The organism is Amycolatopsis sp. WGS_07, assembly GCF_045278895.1.
GTDB lineage: Bacteria > Actinomycetota > Actinomycetes > Mycobacteriales > Pseudonocardiaceae > Amycolatopsis.
On the sequence record NZ_CP136053.1, the window covers coordinates 5066642 to 5082688 of the forward strand.

At 69.9% G+C, this 16047-nt stretch carries 14 protein-coding genes; 6 read left to right on the forward strand and 8 right to left on the reverse strand.

Features of this window, described 5'->3' with window-relative positions; all coding sequences use genetic code 11:
* The first annotated feature begins 47 nt into the window (after positions 1–47).
* A complete protein-coding gene (locus tag RPX00_RS24010; RefSeq protein ID WP_406642645.1) occupies positions 48–656 on the forward strand; it encodes a TetR/AcrR family transcriptional regulator in 609 nt (202 codons plus the stop codon).
* Between the two features lie 80 nt (positions 657–736).
* Here the strand turns inward: RPX00_RS24010 and RPX00_RS24015 are convergent, their stop codons facing one another.
* On the reverse strand, positions 737–1723 hold the full coding sequence (locus tag RPX00_RS24015) for an aldo/keto reductase (protein ID WP_406642647.1): 987 nt from the start codon (positions 1721–1723) through the stop codon (positions 737–739).
* A gap of 83 nt (positions 1724–1806) precedes the next feature.
* Between RPX00_RS24015 and RPX00_RS24020 the strand changes: the two genes are divergently transcribed.
* On the forward strand, positions 1807–3336 hold the full coding sequence (locus RPX00_RS24020) for a phytoene desaturase family protein (protein ID WP_406642649.1): 1530 nt from the start codon (positions 1807–1809) through the stop codon (positions 3334–3336).
* On the opposite strand, the gene yaaA is transcribed toward RPX00_RS24020, so the two are convergent.
* Complete coding sequence (gene yaaA / locus RPX00_RS24025) at positions 3326–4069, reverse strand: peroxide stress protein YaaA (RefSeq protein ID WP_406642650.1); 744 nt, start codon at positions 4067–4069, stop codon at positions 3326–3328. The two genes, RPX00_RS24020 and yaaA, sit on opposite strands and share 11 nt — an antisense overlap.
* A gap of 65 nt (positions 4070–4134) precedes the next feature.
* On the opposite strand from yaaA, the gene RPX00_RS24030 reads away from it, so the two are divergent.
* Together RPX00_RS24030 and RPX00_RS24035 are read left to right on the forward strand one after the other, a co-directional pair.
* On the forward strand, positions 4135–5100 hold the full coding sequence (locus tag RPX00_RS24030; RefSeq protein ID WP_406642651.1) for a GNAT family N-acetyltransferase: 966 nt from the start codon (positions 4135–4137) through the stop codon (positions 5098–5100).
* A 107-nt stretch (positions 5101–5207) separates the two neighbouring features.
* A complete protein-coding gene (locus RPX00_RS24035; protein WP_406642653.1) occupies positions 5208–6572 on the forward strand; it encodes a hypothetical protein in 1365 nt (454 codons plus the stop codon).
* Positions 6573–7196: 624 nt separating this feature from the next.
* Here RPX00_RS24035 and RPX00_RS24040 read toward each other — a convergent pair.
* On the reverse strand, positions 7197–7553 hold the full coding sequence (locus RPX00_RS24040; RefSeq protein ID WP_406642655.1) for a VOC family protein: 357 nt from the start codon (positions 7551–7553) through the stop codon (positions 7197–7199).
* 120 nt (positions 7554–7673) lie between these two features.
* Between RPX00_RS24040 and RPX00_RS24045 the strand changes: the two genes are divergently transcribed.
* Both RPX00_RS24045 and RPX00_RS24050 read left to right on the forward strand, forming a co-directional pair.
* Positions 7674–9422, forward strand: coding sequence for a proline--tRNA ligase (locus RPX00_RS24045; protein ID WP_406642656.1), 1749 nt, complete (start codon positions 7674–7676; stop codon positions 9420–9422).
* A gap of 5 nt (positions 9423–9427) precedes the next feature.
* Positions 9428–10417 carry a hypothetical protein gene (locus tag RPX00_RS24050; RefSeq protein ID WP_406642658.1) on the forward strand — a complete coding sequence of 330 codons (990 nt, stop codon included), beginning with the start codon at positions 9428–9430 and terminating at the stop codon, positions 10415–10417.
* On the opposite strand, the gene RPX00_RS24055 is transcribed toward RPX00_RS24050, so the two are convergent.
* The 5 genes from RPX00_RS24055 to RPX00_RS24075 all read right to left on the reverse strand — a co-directional run bounded on the left by RPX00_RS24055 (position 10357) and on the right by RPX00_RS24075 (position 15905).
* Positions 10357–12468: a bifunctional lysylphosphatidylglycerol flippase/synthetase MprF gene (locus tag RPX00_RS24055; RefSeq protein ID WP_406642660.1), complete on the reverse strand. Its 2112-nt coding sequence runs from the start codon at positions 12466–12468 to the stop codon at positions 10357–10359. The genes RPX00_RS24050 and RPX00_RS24055 overlap by 61 nt on opposite strands.
* 292 nt (positions 12469–12760) lie before the next feature.
* The gene (locus tag RPX00_RS24060) at positions 12761–13462 is read right to left on the reverse strand and encodes an HAD family hydrolase (protein ID WP_406643063.1); all 702 of its coding nucleotides are present in this window, start codon (positions 13460–13462) and stop codon (positions 12761–12763) included.
* 30 nt (positions 13463–13492) lie between these two features.
* On the reverse strand, positions 13493–13903 hold the full coding sequence (locus tag RPX00_RS24065; RefSeq protein ID WP_406642662.1) for a YjbQ family protein: 411 nt from the start codon (positions 13901–13903) through the stop codon (positions 13493–13495).
* A gap of 16 nt (positions 13904–13919) precedes the next feature.
* Positions 13920–14564 (reverse strand): response regulator, encoded by a 645-nt coding sequence (locus tag RPX00_RS24070; RefSeq protein ID WP_406642664.1) that lies wholly within the window; start codon positions 14562–14564, stop codon positions 13920–13922.
* Between the two features lie 24 nt (positions 14565–14588).
* Positions 14589–15905: a sensor histidine kinase gene (locus RPX00_RS24075; RefSeq protein WP_406642665.1), complete on the reverse strand. Its 1317-nt coding sequence runs from the start codon at positions 15903–15905 to the stop codon at positions 14589–14591.
* Between the last annotated feature and the right edge of the window lie 142 nt (positions 15906–16047).

Consider the following 16047-nt stretch of genomic DNA (forward strand, 5'->3'; position numbering starts at 1 on the left):
TTACCGAGTAAGCTTACCAGGTAAAGGTAACACGGAAGGGTGGACTCATGCCCAATCGCGGCGATCGAGGCGGGGCCAGGACGCGGGCGCGGATCGCCGAGGTCGCGACCGGGCTGTTCCTGGAACGCGGGTTCGACGCGGTCACGATCGCCGAGGTCGCCGCCGCGGCCGGGGTGTCCAAGGTGACGGTGTTCTCGCACTTCGAGCGCAAGGAGGACCTGCTGCTGGACCGCTTGCCGGAGGCGATCGACCTGGTGCGGTCCGCGGTCCGCGAACGAACCGGCGGCGTGGTGGACGCGCTCCGGCAGCTCGCGCTGACGCTGCTGGAAGAGGCGCACGTGCTGTCCGGCGTCGGCGGCGACATCGAGCCGTTGATGCGGACGGTCGCGGAGTCGCCCGCGCTGATCGCGCGGCTGCGCGCGTTCGGGTACGAGATGGAGGCCGAACTGGCCGGGGAACTCGCCTCGGACGCGCGGTTTTCCGGGGACGCGGCGCTGGTGGCCGCGTTGGTGGTGGCGGCGTACCGGACGGTGGCGGTGGAGACGATCCGGCGCCGGCTGGCCGGGGAGGACCTGGCTGAGCTGGCGGTATCGCACCGGGAGCGGCTCGCGCGGGCATTCGACGCGGTGGAGCGCTTGGTCGGGGACAGCGAATGAAACTCGGCCAGGTCTTCGCCCTGGTTCTGTGAGTGTCCGGCCGATCTCGTCGGAAGCCGCGCCCGGGCGTTTGGCTCAGGTCAGCCGTTGACGAACGCCAGATGGGCCGCGTCGTAGCGCTCGCCCGCGAAGTTCTCCGGGGCGGCGACCGTTTCGATCGCGGCGAGGTCGTCGGCGGTCAGGTCGACGCGCAGGGCCGCGAGGTTTTCCTCCAGGTACTGCTTCCGCCGAGTGCCCGGGATCGGCACCACGTTTTCGCCGCGCGCCTGCACCCACGCCAGCGCCAGCTGTCCGGTCGTGACCTCTTTCGCGGCGGCCAGTTCCTCCAGTTTCGCCACGATCGCGAGGTTCCGGTCGAGGTTGCCGTCGGCGAAACGCGGCTGGTAGCGCCGCACGTCGCTGTCCGCCATCGTTTCGGTGGAGCGGTAGCGGCCGGTCAGGAAACCGCGGCCCAGCGGGGAGAACGGGACGACGCCGATGCCGAGTTCGCGGCACGTCGGCGCGATTTCCGCTTCCAGGTCGCGGGTCCACAGCGACCATTCGCTTTGCAGCGCCGCGATCGGGTGCACCGCGTGCGCGCGCCGGACGGTCCGCGCGCTCGCCTCGGAAAGCCCGAGGTGGCGGACCTTCCCGGCCTGGACCAGCTCGGCCATCGCGCCGACGGTCTCCTCGATCGGCACGTCCGGGTCGACTCGGTGCAGGTAGTACAGGTCGATGTAGTCGACGCCGAGCCGCCGCAGCGAGGCATCGCAGGCCTGGCGCACGTAGGCGGCGTCGCCGCGGACCTCGGTCGGTTCGCCGAGGCGGTTCGCGATGCCGAATTTCGTGGCCAGCACGACCTCGTCGCGCCGGCCGGCGATCGCGCGGCCGAGCAGTTCCTCGTTGTGGCCGGAACCGTAGAAGTCGGAAGTGTCCAGGAGGGTCACGCCGAGGTCGAGCGCGTGGTGCAGGGTCTCGATCGACTGCGCGTCGTCGGTCGCGCCGTAGCCGTGGCTCATTCCCATGCAGCCCAAGCCCTGTGCGGAAACGGTCAGCCCGCCGAGATTCCGGGTCGGGATGTCGGTCATGTCGCTCCTTCTGCGCCGGTTCTGGATCAACGGCGACGCTAAGACCTGGAGCGTGCTCCAGGGCAAGCATTAGGCTCGCGGCGGTGGACTACGACGCGGTAATCGTCGGCGGCGGGCACAACGGGCTCGTCGCCGCTGCCTATCTGGCGCGGGCCGGACGGTCGGTGCTGGTGCTGGAACGACGTGCGGAGATCGGCGGCGCGGCGGTTTCGTTCCGCGCTTTCGCTGGCGTGGACGTCCGGCTCTCGCGGTATTCGTACCTAGTCAGCCTGCTGCCGAAGCGGATCATCGCCGAGCTGGGGTTGGACGTCCAGCTGCTGAGGCGGCGGATGTCGTCGTACACGCCGGTCGGCGGCGGAGGTCTCCTTGTCGACACGGGCGATGACGCACGGACTGGCGCGTCGTTCCGTGGGGTCACTGGGTCCACAAAGGACTATGCGGCCTGGCAACGGTTTTACGCGTCGGCGGCGCGCGTGGCGGAGGCGACGTTCGATTCGCTGACGGAGCCGTTGCCGACGCGGGCTGAGTTGCGGCAGCGGATCGGCGACGAGGCGGCGTGGGAGACGTTTTTCGAGCGTCCGGCGGGGGAAACGCTGCGGGAGTTGTTCGAGAACGACGTTGTGCGCGGAGTGGTGCTCACTGATGCGTTGATCGGCACTTTCGCCTCTGCCGATGACGATCTGCTTCGGCAGAACCGTTGCCTGCTTTATCACCTGATCGGCAATGGCACTGGCGACTGGGATGTTCCGGTCGGGGGAATGGGCGCGGTGACCGAGGCGCTCGCGAATGCGGCTCGTCGCGCCGGGGCGTCGCTGATGACCGGTGCGGAAGTGCTTTCGGTGACGCCGGATGGCGAGGTTCGCTACCTCGAAGGGGACGCGGAGAGGGTGGTGGTCGGCGGTCGAGTGCTGGCGAACGTCGCGCCGCGCACGCTTGCCCGGTTGCTGGGCGAGGAGCCGGGGGAGTCGCCGGAAGGCGCGCAGTTAAAGGTAAATATGGTGCTGCGGCGATTGCCTCGGCTGCGTGATGCGACGGTTGACCCGCAGGACGCGTTCGGCGGGACCTTTCACGTCAACGAATCGTTTGCCCAGCTGGAGACTGCTTATCGGGAGGCCGCGGCGGGGCGGATTCCTTCGGTGCCGCCGTGCGAGATTTATTGTCATTCGCTGACTGATCCGTCGATCCTCGGTCCGGCTGAGCGGGCGGCGGGAGTGCAGACGTTGACGTTGTTCGGTTTGCACATGCCGGCGCGGTTGTTCGAGGCGGACAACGGCGGGGCGCGGGCGGAAGCGTTGCGGGCGACTGTGGCGTCGCTGGACAGCGTGCTCGCGGAGCCGATCGAGGACTGCCTGCTGCTGGATGCTGACGGGAAGCCGTGTATTGAAGCCAAAACTCCGCTGGACTTGGAGGCGGAGCTTGGGCTGCCGCGCGGGCACATCTTTCACCGCGACCTGTCGTGGCCGTATGGCGAGGACGAGGCGGCGGGGCGCTGGGGCGTCGAGACCGGGCACAAGCGGGTGCTGCTGTGCGGAGCCGGGGCGGCTCGCGGGGGCGGGGTGAGCGGGATTCCCGGGCGCAACGCGGCGATGGCGGTGCTGGAGGTCAGTCGGTGAGCAAGTCCAGGGAGTGGTCGCCGGTCCGTTCCACGGTCAGGCCTGCCTTGGCGATGACGCGGATGAGCTGGTCCACAGTGGACGGCTCGGTGCGCGACGTGGCCAGTACGGCGGCGAGCTTTCCTTTGTAGGCCTTGTTGAAGTGGCTGACCGTGGTGCGGTTGCCGTTCGCGTCCTCGGTGACCACGCGGACGGTGACCGCGTCGGAGCGCAGCTTCGCGAAGGCGGCGTACGTGCCGGAACGAAGGTCCACGATCAGGCCTTCGACGTCGCGCAGCACCGGTTCCAGGACCGGCTTCCACAGCCCGCGGACGGTGCCGAGCGCGGGCACCGTGTTGCCGCCCGAGAGGCGGTACGCGGGGATGGGGTCGGTCGCCGCGACGACGCCGAACAGCGACGACGTGACCGCCAGCCGCTGCTGTGCCTTGGCCAGCCCGGCGCGGGTGAAGCTTTTGACGTCGAGCGCGTCGTAGAGGACGCCGGTGTAGCGGCGCAGCGCGGGCATCGTGGGGGAGGTCCAGAGCTGGGCGTTGCGGGTGACCTCGTCGGCTTGGCGCGCGGAGATGCCGAGGGCGGCGAGGCTGGCCGGGACGTCGGCGGCCAGTTCCACGAGGGCGTCGGCCAGTTTGGCGCGCACCGGGTTCAGCTCGGGGAACGACAGCGCGTCCAGGTCAAGCGGCGCGCCTTTGCCGCCGTCGGCCTTGGTTTCGGAAGGAGGGAGGAGCACCAGCACCCCCGGAGCGTAACCGCCCGGTAATCCAGGTGCGGCGGCCGTGTGCCGCTCCTTACCCTGCTCGCATGGAACTGACCTGGCGCCCGCTCACGCTCGCCGACGTCGGCGAGGTCACCCGGCTGTGCACTGCCGCGGAGGAAACCGACCGCACCGGCGAGCACTGGGACGAGGACGACGTGCGCCAGGAGATGTCCGGCCCGTCGGTCGACCTGCCCGGCGCGAGCATCGGAGCCTGGGACGGTTCGCGTCTGGTGAGCTACGCGCTGGTCATCGCCCGCGACGCAGCCGAGCCGGTGCACCAGCCGCACGTCGCGGCGCTGACCGACCCCGAGTACCGCATCGACGAGGTCGCTTCGGTGCTGACGGAGTGGCTCGTGCGCACGGCCCGGAGCGTCCATGCCCGGCACTTCCCGGACGCGAAGCTGGAACTGCACGCCGGCGCGCACGAGAACGAAACCTGGTACCGGTCGCTGCTCGAACGCGGCGGGTTCAAACAGGAGCGGACCTTCGTGGAGATGCGCGCGGACCTGTCCGCGCTGCCCCCGGCTCCGCCGCTCCCGGACGACCTCGTGCTGGCGGCCTGCGAGGAACGCTACGACGCACTGGTGCTCGACGCGCGCAACGCCTCGTTCGCCGGACACTGGGGCAGCACCTGGCTTTCCGCGGACGAATGGGCACACCGGTTCCGCGACCGCAAGGACTTCGTGCCGGACCTGTCGTTCCTCCTCCTTTCCCCGGAACGCGACCGGGTCCTGGCGTTCGTGATGTCGTCGTTCTACGAGGCGGACGCACTGGCGACGGGCGTGCGGGAACTGCACGTCAACTACGTCGGCACCCGGACGGAGGCCCGTGGGCGGGGTCTGGCCTCGGCGCTGCTGGCGCACACCCTCGACGCGGGCCGGGCGGCCGGCTACGAGCGGTCGTCGCTTTCGGTGGACGTGGACAACACGCACCGGGCGCTCGCGGTTTACGAGCGGTGCGGGTACCGGACGGCTGAGCGGAATTACGGGTACGTGCTGCCGCTGAGCTGACTGACGGGAGTCGTCGCCCGCCACGCCGGTAGTACCGGTCGTTCCCGATTTGGGCGGTTTCTTCTCTATGCTGCGCCGAGAAACGCGGCGGGCGGAGGAGAACCCCGGTGAGTGCCGACGGTAATTCCTGGCATTGGCACGAGTACGAAGTCGGGCTGGTCAGCGAGGCCGCGCGCGCCTGTGTTCGCGCCCTGGCCTCGTTCCTGATCGGCTTGGGCGGCGCCTTCGTGCTGATCCTGGGCATCGGCCTGCTCGCCGAGCAGGACCTGCTCGACGATCCCGGTCTCGAGAAGGCCGTCGACCACCTCAGCCGCATGAGCATGGGCGTTCTGGCGGCGTTCGTGCTGGCCGGGTGCGGGGCCGGCGCGGTGGGCAGCTTCGTGCGGGAGTCGACCACGTCCAAGGCGATCGCCGCCGCGGCCGCCCGGGGCGCGTCCCGCTACGCCGTCCCGTCCCCGGACCAGGTCCGGTCCGTCACCGGCAAACCCGCGGAGGCGCTCGCCTTCTTCGGCTGGGCGAACGCGGTCCTGGCCGGTTTGCTGGGAGTGATCGGGCTGATCGTGGCGCTGGCGGAGGGTGACGAGAGCCTGCTGATCTTCTCCCTGATCACTGGTTACGCCTTGATCATGGCCCTAGTCGGCTACGCCAGTTCCCACCTGCTCGCGCGGGCCCACGAACGCCGCCACACCCGGATCGCCGCGCATTGGACGTCGAACGACGAAGAACAAGCCTGGATACCGGCGCGCGACGGCGCGGCCAAGAAGACCCCGGCCAGGCCGTCGATCGCAAAGCGCTGTCTTTACGGCGCGGCCGCTCTCTGGCTCGCGGGTGCTGTCGCGCTGCAGCTGTCGGTGTTGACGCGCTGCGCGGGAAAGTATGCGTGCAAGGACATCACCTACTCCTCGCCGGTCGAGACCCTGATCGCCGGGGGAATCTGGATCTTCGCGATCCTGATGACGCTGGGTGTGCTGCTCGCCGCCGTCGGCGTGCTGTTCGACTGGCGGCAACGCCGATCCGAACGCGCCGAACTGCGCGCGAGACTGGCCGACCCAGGATCCGACCGCCCGGCCGAGGACCTGCTGACCTACCACTCGCGGCGCCAGACACACCCGCTGGCGCGAGTCGCCGCGATGATGTCCGGCGCGGGACTGGTGTTCAGCACGTCCTCCTATCTGGTCGGCAACGGCCTCGGACTGGGTTCGGAGGACGTCTTCGCGCCCTACCGCACCGAATCGCTCGTCGCGATGATCGTCTCGGCGGCCGTGTTCGCCGCGGCCGTGCTCGGCACCGGGATCGTCACCGTGCGCGGCCGCGAACTCCGCAACGCCCTCATGGAACGCTGGCCCTCACCCACTTCCTGGACGACCGCCAGCAACGGCAAGGCGGCGAGCCCCAAACGCGGCCCGGTGTTGCACGGGGCGAGCGGGGGCAAGGTCGAGGTGGGGAAGGACGGGGCCTCGGACCCGCGGTGACGCGCGGGTCGCGACAGGGCGGGTTGCCTGGGGCTGGCCGCTGACTCGGTGCCGGGTTGTCCGGGGCGGGACGGTTTTTCCTACGGAGGTCAGGATCGCCTGCTCCGTCCCGGGCGGCGGGTTGCCCGGGGCGGGCGGCGCTGGCTAGGTGCTGGGTCGTACGGCGCAGACCGCATTCCCCTGCGGGCAGGCCGGAACCACCCGCTCCAGCCCAGACGGCGGTTGCCTGGGACGGCGGCATCGGCCCGGAGCCGGGTTGCCCGAGTGCAGATCGCGTTGCCGTCCAGATCGGTCAGGACCGTCCGCGCCGGGTTCCCTGGGGAGGGTGGGCACCGGAGCCGAGCCGGGTTGCCCGGTGAAGACCGCGTTGCCATTCCAGGTCGGTCAGAGCCCCCGGGACAGGCGGCACCAGAGCCGTGCCGTGCTGTCCGGTGCAGATCGCGTTGCCCTTCCGGGTCAGCCAGGGCCGCCCGCGCCAGAGTTCCCGGCACCGGCGCGGAGCCGGGTTTATCCAGCGCAGACCGCATTCCCCTCCGGACCCACCAAACCCGCCCACCCCAGCCCAGACAACGGACCACCCAGGACAGACCTCAGCACCGCCCCGAAACCACCCTCACGCTCCGCTCAATGAGCCCCCAACCCAGCCACGCAAAACACATTCCCCTCCGGATCCGCCAGCACCGTCCACTCCAGCCCGGACTGTGCGTGCGTTCCCTGCTCCACCGCGCCCAGCCCCACCAGCCGCCGGACCTCCGCCTCCCGGTCGGGAGCGCCAAAATCCACGTGCACCCGGTTCTTCCCGGCCCGCGCCTCCGGCACGCGTTGCAGCCCGAGCCGAGGCCCGCCCGACGCGGAACCGGCCAGCATCACGAACTCTCCGTAGTCGCCGAGCACCTCGACCTCCAGCGCCGCTTTCCAGAACTCCGCCAGCCGCTGGGGATCGGCGCAGTCGATGGTGATCATGCCCATCTCCAAACCCATGCCCGCACGCTAACCGCCACCACCGACAAAAACCGTGCCCGCCGATAACCCGCATGCGTCGCGGCCAGCGGGTTGACTACTCTGTGCGAAACGCCTAAGCCCCAGTGCAGGGAGTCCCCAGTGATCACCAGGATGTCGTCGTTGTTCCTCCGCACGCTGCGCGAGGATCCGGCGGACGCCGAGGTACCCAGCCACCGGCTGCTGGTACGTGCCGGCTACGTCCGCCGGGTCGCCCCGGGTGGTTACTCGTGGCTGCCGCTCGGGCTGCGGGTGCTGCGCCGGGTCGAGCAGACCGTGCGCGAGGAGATGAACGCGATCGGCGCGCAGGAGATCCAGTTCCCCGCGCTGCTGCCCCGCGAACCCTACGAGGCCACCAACCGCTGGACCGAGTACGGCGACAGTCTCTTCCGCATCAAGGACCGCAAGGGAGCCGACTACCTCCTCGGCCCGACCCACGAGGAGCTGTTCGCGCTCACCGTGAAGGGGGAGTACAGCTCCTACAAGGACTTCCCGGTCACGCTGTACCAAATCCAGACCAAGTACCGCGACGAGGCGCGCCCCCGCGCGGGCATCCTGCGCGGCCGCGAGTTCGTCATGAAGGACTCCTACTCCTTCGACCTCGACGACGAGGGCCTCGAGAACTCGTACCAGAAGCACCGCGACGCCTACATCAAGCTGTTCGACCGCCTCGGCATCGAGTACGTCATCGTGGCCGCCACGTCCGGCGCGATGGGCGGGTCCGCGTCCGAGGAGTTCCTCGCGGTCGCGGAGAACGGCGAGGACACCTTCGTCCGCAGCACCGAATCGGGCTACGCGGCGAACGTCGAAGCCGTGGTCACGCCGGCGCCCGCCGCTCGGCCGCTCGACGGACTGCCCGAGGCGCAGGTCCACCACACCCCGGACACGCCGACCATCGAGACCCTCGTCGCGTTCTTCAACGCCGCCGGGCTCGGCCGCGAGTTCACCGCGGCGGACACGCTGAAGAACGTCCTGGTCAAGACGCGTCAGCCGGGCGCGAAGGAGTGGGAGCTGCTCGGCATCGGCGTCCCGGGCGACCGCGAGGTGGACTTCAAGCGCCTCGAAGCGGCGCTCGAACCCGCCGAGGTGGAGCTGCTCGAAGAAGCCGACTTCGCGAAGAACCCCTTCCTCGTCAAGGGCTACATCGGCCCGAAGGCGTTGCAGGAGAACGGGGTCCGCTACCTCGTCGACCCGCGAGTGGTCGAGGGGACGGCCTGGCTGACCGGCGCCGACCAGCGCGACCACCACGTGCTCGACCTGGTTGTCGGCCGCGATTTCACCCCGGACGGCACCATCGAGGCCGCCGAGGTCCGCGAGGGCGACGCGTCGCCGGACGGACACGGCACGCTCGTCGCCGCGCGCGGCATCGAGATCGGGCACATCTTCCAGCTCGGCCGCAAGTACACCGACGCCTTCGAGGTCGACGCGCTCGGCCCGGACTCCAAGCCGGTCCGCATCACCATGGGCTCCTACGGCGTCGGCGTTTCCCGGCTGGTCGCCGTGCTCGCCGAGCAGAACCACGACGAGCAGGGTCTCGTGTGGCCGCGCGAGGTGTCGCCGTTCGACGTGCACGTGGTCATCGCGGGCAAGGACGAGACGGTGCGCGAGGGCGCGGAGAAGCTGGCCGCCGAACTCGACGCCGCGGGTCTCGAAATCATCCTCGACGACCGCAAGGCCACCCCGGGCGTGAAGTTCGCCGACGCGGAGCTGGTCGGCGTCCCGACGATCCTCGTGGTCGGCCGCGGCCTCGCCAACGGGCTGGTCGAGGTCAAGGACCGGCGCACCGGCGAACGCGAAGAGATCGCCGTCGACTCGGTCGTCGACCACCTCGCGAAGCTCGTCCGCGGCTGAAGCCAGTGGGCTGGTTCGGGCGGAAACGCCGCGACGACAGCGCCGGGTACCAGGACAACGCCGCGCTGAGCGGCTTTGGCGGGTACGAGCCGTCCGACGCGCCGAAGTTCCCCAGCGCCGGGTACGGGAAAACCGACCCGGCGCCGGAGCCGTCCGAACCAGCCCCGCAGCCGCAGCCGGACCCGATGCGGCAAACGCTCACCCCGGCGCAGCTCAAGCAGCGGTCGCCGGGCAAACGCAATCTCCGCCTCGTCAAAGCGGTCCCGATCGTCATCCTGATCGGGGTGTTCGGCTACAACGTCTTCTCCGCCAAAAGCCACCATTCCGCCAGCACGGAGGAGACGCCGCGCGCCCCGCGCACCTATCAGCCGGAGCCCAGGGTCGTCGTGCCGCCGGTGGTCGCCGGATGGCAGTCGGTGGCCGGCAAAGACGGCAGCTACGCCTACGACGTGCCGCCGTCCTGGGAACCGGCCCCGGGCACGCTGCACGGCTGGGACCCGGCCGCCGGATCTCCCGGGATCAATCTGTCCACCAGCGCTTTCCTCGGCAAGGGCAGCTGCAAGGAGGACGCGGTCGGCCAGGTCGGCGGTGCTGGTTTCACCACCGAGAAAACCAGTGACGCCGCCGAAGCCGCTCGCAAGGCCGTCACTGATCTGGGCGTCAGCGCGTACACCGGCGAAGGCGCTCCGGCCGCGAAGGTGACGCCTGGGGCGCCGGAGAAGACTGAGGTCAAGTTCGAGGGCCAGCCCCGCGAGGGCATGCTCGTGGTCGCCGAGGTGACTCCGAGCGGAAACGCGCCGTGCAAGCCGCAAAGCGTGCTCACCGGTGCGCTCGCGCTCGGGACGGGCGAAAAGTCGGCCGTGCTGGTCGCGTATTCCGAACAAGGCCGCCCGGGTTCAGCGTCCCGGGACGACCTCGTCCGGATCCTGCACAGCTACCGCGGCGTCCCGGCCGCCGACCGGTCCACGACCACGCCGCCGCCGACCACGCGCTGACGGCGCAGCGCCAGCTTCGCGAAGTCCATCAGCCCGGCGTTCGGCAGGTACGCGCGGCCCAGCGCGATCCCGATCCGCGGCAGGTCGGCCTCGTCGCGGTAAGCGAGGTACAACGGCTCGTGCCGCGGCTGGAACTTCGCCTTGAACGCGTGCAGGGAACGGAATCCGTAGTACGGCTCCATCATCGAGCCCAGCGCGTCCAGCATCCGGTCGACCATCTGCCGCGGCGTGCTGTCGTTGCTGCGGACCAGCGGCGCGCCCGAGAGCGACACGAACTTCGCGCCCTCCTCGCGCAGCGCCAGGCAGGTCGAGGCGATCAGGAATTCCATCACCGGCCGGAATCCGCCTGCCCGGCGGCGCATCACGTCGAGCGTCCAGCCGCCGACCTCGCCGTCACCGGTGTGCACCGGCAGCCACGACGTCACGCCGTGCACCGTGCCCTCGGCGTCGACCGCGAGACCGACCCGCGTCGCCGGGTCCATCGCCTGGTCCACGCCGCCGAGCGTGAAGCCCATTTCCGGCAGGCCCTTGTCGCAGATCCATTCCTCCGACAGCGCCCGCACCTGGTCCCGGATCCACCACGGCTGCTCGGCCAGCCGCACCAGCCGGAACTCGATCCCGTCCTTCTTGGCGCGGTTCAGCGCGGTCCGCACGTCCTGCCAGGCCTTGCCGCGGAACTCCAGGTTTTCCAGGTCCACCAACGTGTCCTCGGCGACCTGCACGTGCTGCCAGCCGAGTTCCCTGGTCTGCGCGACGGTCGCCGCGGTCGCCGAGAACACGCACGGCACGAGCCCGGTGTTCTCGCACATCGCGGAGAATTCCCGCAGCGTCTGGTTGCTCGTCCCGTCCGGCGCGACCGGATCGCCGAGCGCCACCGCGACGCCCGCGTGCCGCTGGTACGCCAGGTACGACGCGCCGTCGGAGGCGACGAAGTAGGTGTTCTGCGGCCAGGTCGTCATCCACGAGATGGTGCTGCCGCCGTTGCGGCCCAGCAGAAGCCGGGCGAAGGCCGGGTCCGGCCCGCCGCGGAACAGCTTGCGCCGCCTCCGCCGCGACGGCACCCGGAACGCGCGCCGCGCGGAGATCAGCAGCACCAGTTCGACCCCCCACAAGAGATTGTCCACAATGAACAGCGGCGGGTTGCTGAGGTCGTACTCCTCGCGGACGACCTGAGTGATCGCGACGACCCCGGCCAGCACCGCCATCTGCGACGCGGCGAGCACGCACAGCGTCACCGCGCACCGCCAGGCGAACCGCGAACCGCGGCGCAGGCCGTTGAGGATCGGCACCGCGATGATGCACAGCGGGAGAAGTTCGGTGCCGGACAACGAGATCGAGTCGGACGAGCCGAACGGGCCGTCGCCGGGGACCAGCCACATCACCACTTCGGCGACCACCAGCAGCACCAGCCCGGCGGAGGCGAGCAGCCGCCATTCGCGCAGCGAGGGCTTGTTGGCGTTGCGCGCGGCGGGCCCGGCCAGCCGGCGGCCCAGCGGCAGTGCGAGAGCGAGCGCGAAGAAGTGCACGAGGTCGGCGAGCGTGCCGACATAGACGATCGCTACCCCGGCGTACACGCAGAGCGCGGCGCGCAGCCGCAACCGCCATGGCGTCCGCAGGGTCGCGCTGGTGATCGCGATCGCGGCGAGCGCGCCGCCGGAGAAACCGACGTCGAGCGTGCCGGCGATCCGGTCGGCCCAGGCCCAGCCGGAATTGCGGGAAAGTTCGAGGAATTGCACCGCGACGACGGTCGACACCACTTGCCCGCCGATGGTCACGGCCATCGCGCGCCGGGTGCCGAGGTGCCATTCGGCGAATCCGGCCATCAGCGCGAAACTGCCCGTCATCGGCAGATAGAACCACGGGCGCAAGGCGTAGAACGGCCCGGTGAACAGCGTCCACCAGCGGCCGTGCTCGAGCGACGGAAGGCCGTAGGCGTAGTAGTGGAAAGCGTGCTGGTGCTCGGCGGCGTGCCAGAGCGAGCCGGTCGCGACCCCCACGATCAAGATGGCGAGCACGACGGTCGTCGTGAACGGAAGCCGGTGCCACAGCACCGCTAGCCGTGCGCGTGCCCTTCCGGCCGCGAGGCCGGTTCCCCCTGTGCGATCGTCATGGGGAAAGTTTGGCGTGGGGATCTTAAGCGGTCATCGGCCGTCGGACCTACTTCTCCCCTAAGGGACTGCTACCCCAGGGGGACCCGACCCTGGTCCCAAGACTGACCTTCGGCTGGCGGTACCGCGCTGGCCAGCGCAAACAGTGTGGTACTCGACGGTCCTGAAGCGGATCCGACCCGGAACAGGGGTTGACGCCGAATGCCGCCCGAACGAGTGATCCCGCTCGCTTGCCTCAGTGCCGCCCGAGCACCGCCGCGCGGACCGCGGGAAGGTCGGCGAGATCCGGCAAAACCAGGTGCGCGCCGGCGTCCGACAATTGTTCGGCGGAAAACCGGCCGGTAGCAACGCCGATCGCCATCGCGCCGTAATCGAGCGCGGCCTCGACGTCGTGCGGGGTGTCCCCGAGAATCACTACGGATTCCGCGGGAAATTCCGTGCCGTGCTTTGTTTCCGCGGCTTTGACCGCGTGCGGCACCAGATCCGACCGGCGGGCCGAAAGCGAGCCGTAGCCGCCGATTTCCAGATCGAGATGCTCGTCGAGACCGAGCGCGGCGAGCTTGTGCCGGGAGATCTCCGGAAGATTGCCGGTGATGAGGCTCTGCACGACGCCCTCGCGCCCGGCGAGATCGGCGAGCACGGCCGCGGCCCCGTCGAGCGCCCGGCCCGCCTCGGCCAAGGTGTCCTGTGCGCGTTCGACGGCCGCGATCAGCTCCCGCCACATCCGCTGGATCGTTTCCTCGTCCGGCTCGATCCCGTGCAGGGTCAGGACGTCGGCGGTGATCGCGCGTTCGGTCCGGCCGCCGAAATCCGGGTGCGTGCGGAACTCCGCCCCGGTCGCCGCGGCGAGCGCCGAGCCGTACCAGCCGATCCCGAGCCCGGTGTAGTCGACGAGCGTGTGGTCGATGTCCCAGAGCACCAGCCGGTGCGCGCGAATGGCCGTCACCCCGGCGATGCTACGTCGGGATCAGCCGGTGAGGTAGCTGAAGCGGACCCGGCGGACGGGGTTGTCGACGTTGGTGTCCACCAGGCACACCGACTGCCACGTGCCGAGCAGCAGCACGCCGCCGAGCACCGGCACGGTCGCGTACGGCGGGAGGAACGCCGGAAGGACGTGGTCGCGGCCGTGCCCGCCGGTGCCGTGCTGGTGGCGCCAGCGGTTGTCGCGGGGGAGCAGGTCGTCGAGCGCGGCGAGGAGGTCGTCGTCGCTGCCGGCGCCGGTTTCCAGCACCGCGAGCCCGGCGGTCGCGTGCGGCACCCACACGTGCAGGAGCCCGTCGGTGGCGTCGGCGTCGCGCAGGAACCTCTCCGCCTCCCGGGTCAGGTTGTGCACGACGGCGGCGCCGCCGGTGTGCACCTCGATCTCGGTGGAGTACATGCCGCCAGGGTAGGCGTCAGGAATCGAGATAGCGGAGCACGGCGAGGACGCGCCGGTTGTGCCCGTCCGACGGCGGCAGGCCCAGCTTGCCGAAAATGCTCGTGACGTACTTCTCCACCGAACCGGCCGACAGGAACGCCTCCGCCGCGATCGCCGAGTTCGACCGCCCCTGCGCCATCAGCCCGAGGATCTCGCGTTCGCGCGGCGTCAGCTCGGCGAGCGGACCGGCGTGCCCGGTCGTCGCGAACAGCTGGCGGACGACTTCTGGATCGAGCACCGTCTCGCCGGCGGCGACGCGTTCCAGCGCGGTGAGGAAGTCCGACACCTCGGCGACGCGGTCCTTCAGCAGATACCCGACCGCGCCTGCTTCTCCGGCGAGGAGTTGCTTGGCGTAGTTGGTTTCGACGTACTGGGAGAAGACGAGGATCGCGCAGCCCGGCCGTTCGGCACGCAGGTCGATCGCCGCGCGCAGGCCTTCGTCGGTGTGCGTCGGCGGCATCCGGATGTCCACAATGGACACATCGGGCTGGTGCTCGCGCACCGCGGTTCGGAGGTCGTCGGCGTCCTTCACTGCCGCTACTACCTCGTGGCCGCGCAGGCCCAGGAGTTCGACCAGGCCCTGACGCAGGATTGCCGAGTCTTCGGCGATCACGATCCGCACGGTTTCCCCCTCATGTCACCGAGTTTAGCGGGGTAGCGGGAGCGTTGCGGTGACGACGGTCGGACCGCCGTCCGGGCTCGACACGGTCAGTTCGCCGTCGGCAGGGCGCAGTCGTTCGGCGATTCCGGCCAGCCCGCCACCGGGGATGATCGCGGCACCGCCCTTGCCGTGGTCGATGACGGTGAGCCGCAGCCGGTCTTCGCGGTCCTCGACCAGGACGGTGCACCTTCCCGCGCCGTGTTTTGACGCGTTGGTCATGAGTTCGGCGGCGGCGAAGTAGACGATCGTTTCCAGCGACGGGGGTGGGCGGCGGCTCAGTTCTACTGAGACGGACGCGGTGAAGTCGGCTGAACTGGCCAAAGTGGACAGTGCGAGGCTCAAGCCCTTGTCGAGTGCTGCTGGGTGGATGCCGCGGGCTAGGTCGCGGAGTTCGACGAGCGCTTGTTTGGCGTTGCTGTGGGCGGTGTCGACCAGGGTGCGGATCTGGTCGAGGTTGACCGGGTCGGCGGCTAGTTCTTCTTTTGCCAGACCGAGTTTCATCGCCATGGCGACCAGTTGGGCTTGGGCGCCGTCGTGGAGGTCGCGTTCGATGCGGCGGAGTTGTTCGGCTGCTTCGTCCAGGGCGGTGGCGCGGGTTTCCTCCAGGAAGCGGACTCGTTCGCGGAGGCCGGGGTCGGCGACGAGGGTGCGGAGGAGGAGGCGGTCTACGCCGGTGAGGAGGTGTACTACGGCGGGCCAGAGGGTGAGGACTACGGCGCCGGAGGCGCACCAGCCCAGGGTGCCCAGCCAGTGGTCGCTTTCGATGTTGAAGACCGGGAGGCCGTGCTGGGGCCTGGACTCGAGGGTCCAGGTGAAGGGGTAGCTGAAGGAGGCCAGGCCGTAGAAGCCGAGTGCGCCTGAGCCGACCATCGCTATCAGGGCGAAGGGGAGGCGGATGAGGAGGTAGGCGACGGAGCGCCAGGCGGTGCGGTCGCCTAGGCGGGCGGTGAGCCAGTTCCAGAGGCCTGGGGCCAGGTCGGTTCTTGGTGGGGGTGGGAGGGGGAGGGAGAGGAGGGCGGTGGCTAGGCGGCGGTGGGCGCCGCCGAAGAGCCTGGCGGCTCGGAGGACGCCGATGAGGATGAGGAGGCCTAGGAAGATGGGGGTTAGGGCTAGGCCGAGGGTGGTTCCTGCTAGGAGGAGGATTACGGAGAGTAGGGGGAGGAGGCCGGTTAGGGCCAGCCAGGCTGTTTCGGCGAGGGCTTGGCGGGGGGTGGATGGCCATAGGCGGCGGAGGGGCGCGACTGGGATCCGCAGGACCGTTGGGCGCGCCGGGGCGCGGTGGGGTGGCTGCGGGTGGGTCACATCGTTGAGTTTGCCGTTATGGCGGGGCTGGGGCCATCGGGGTGGCCCGGTTGGTTGGGTGGGGGATAGCCCTACCCCGTTGCGGTGGTCTTGGGGTTTTGGTGGCGTGGGGCACCCCGAAGCCTGATTGTGCTGACGGTCG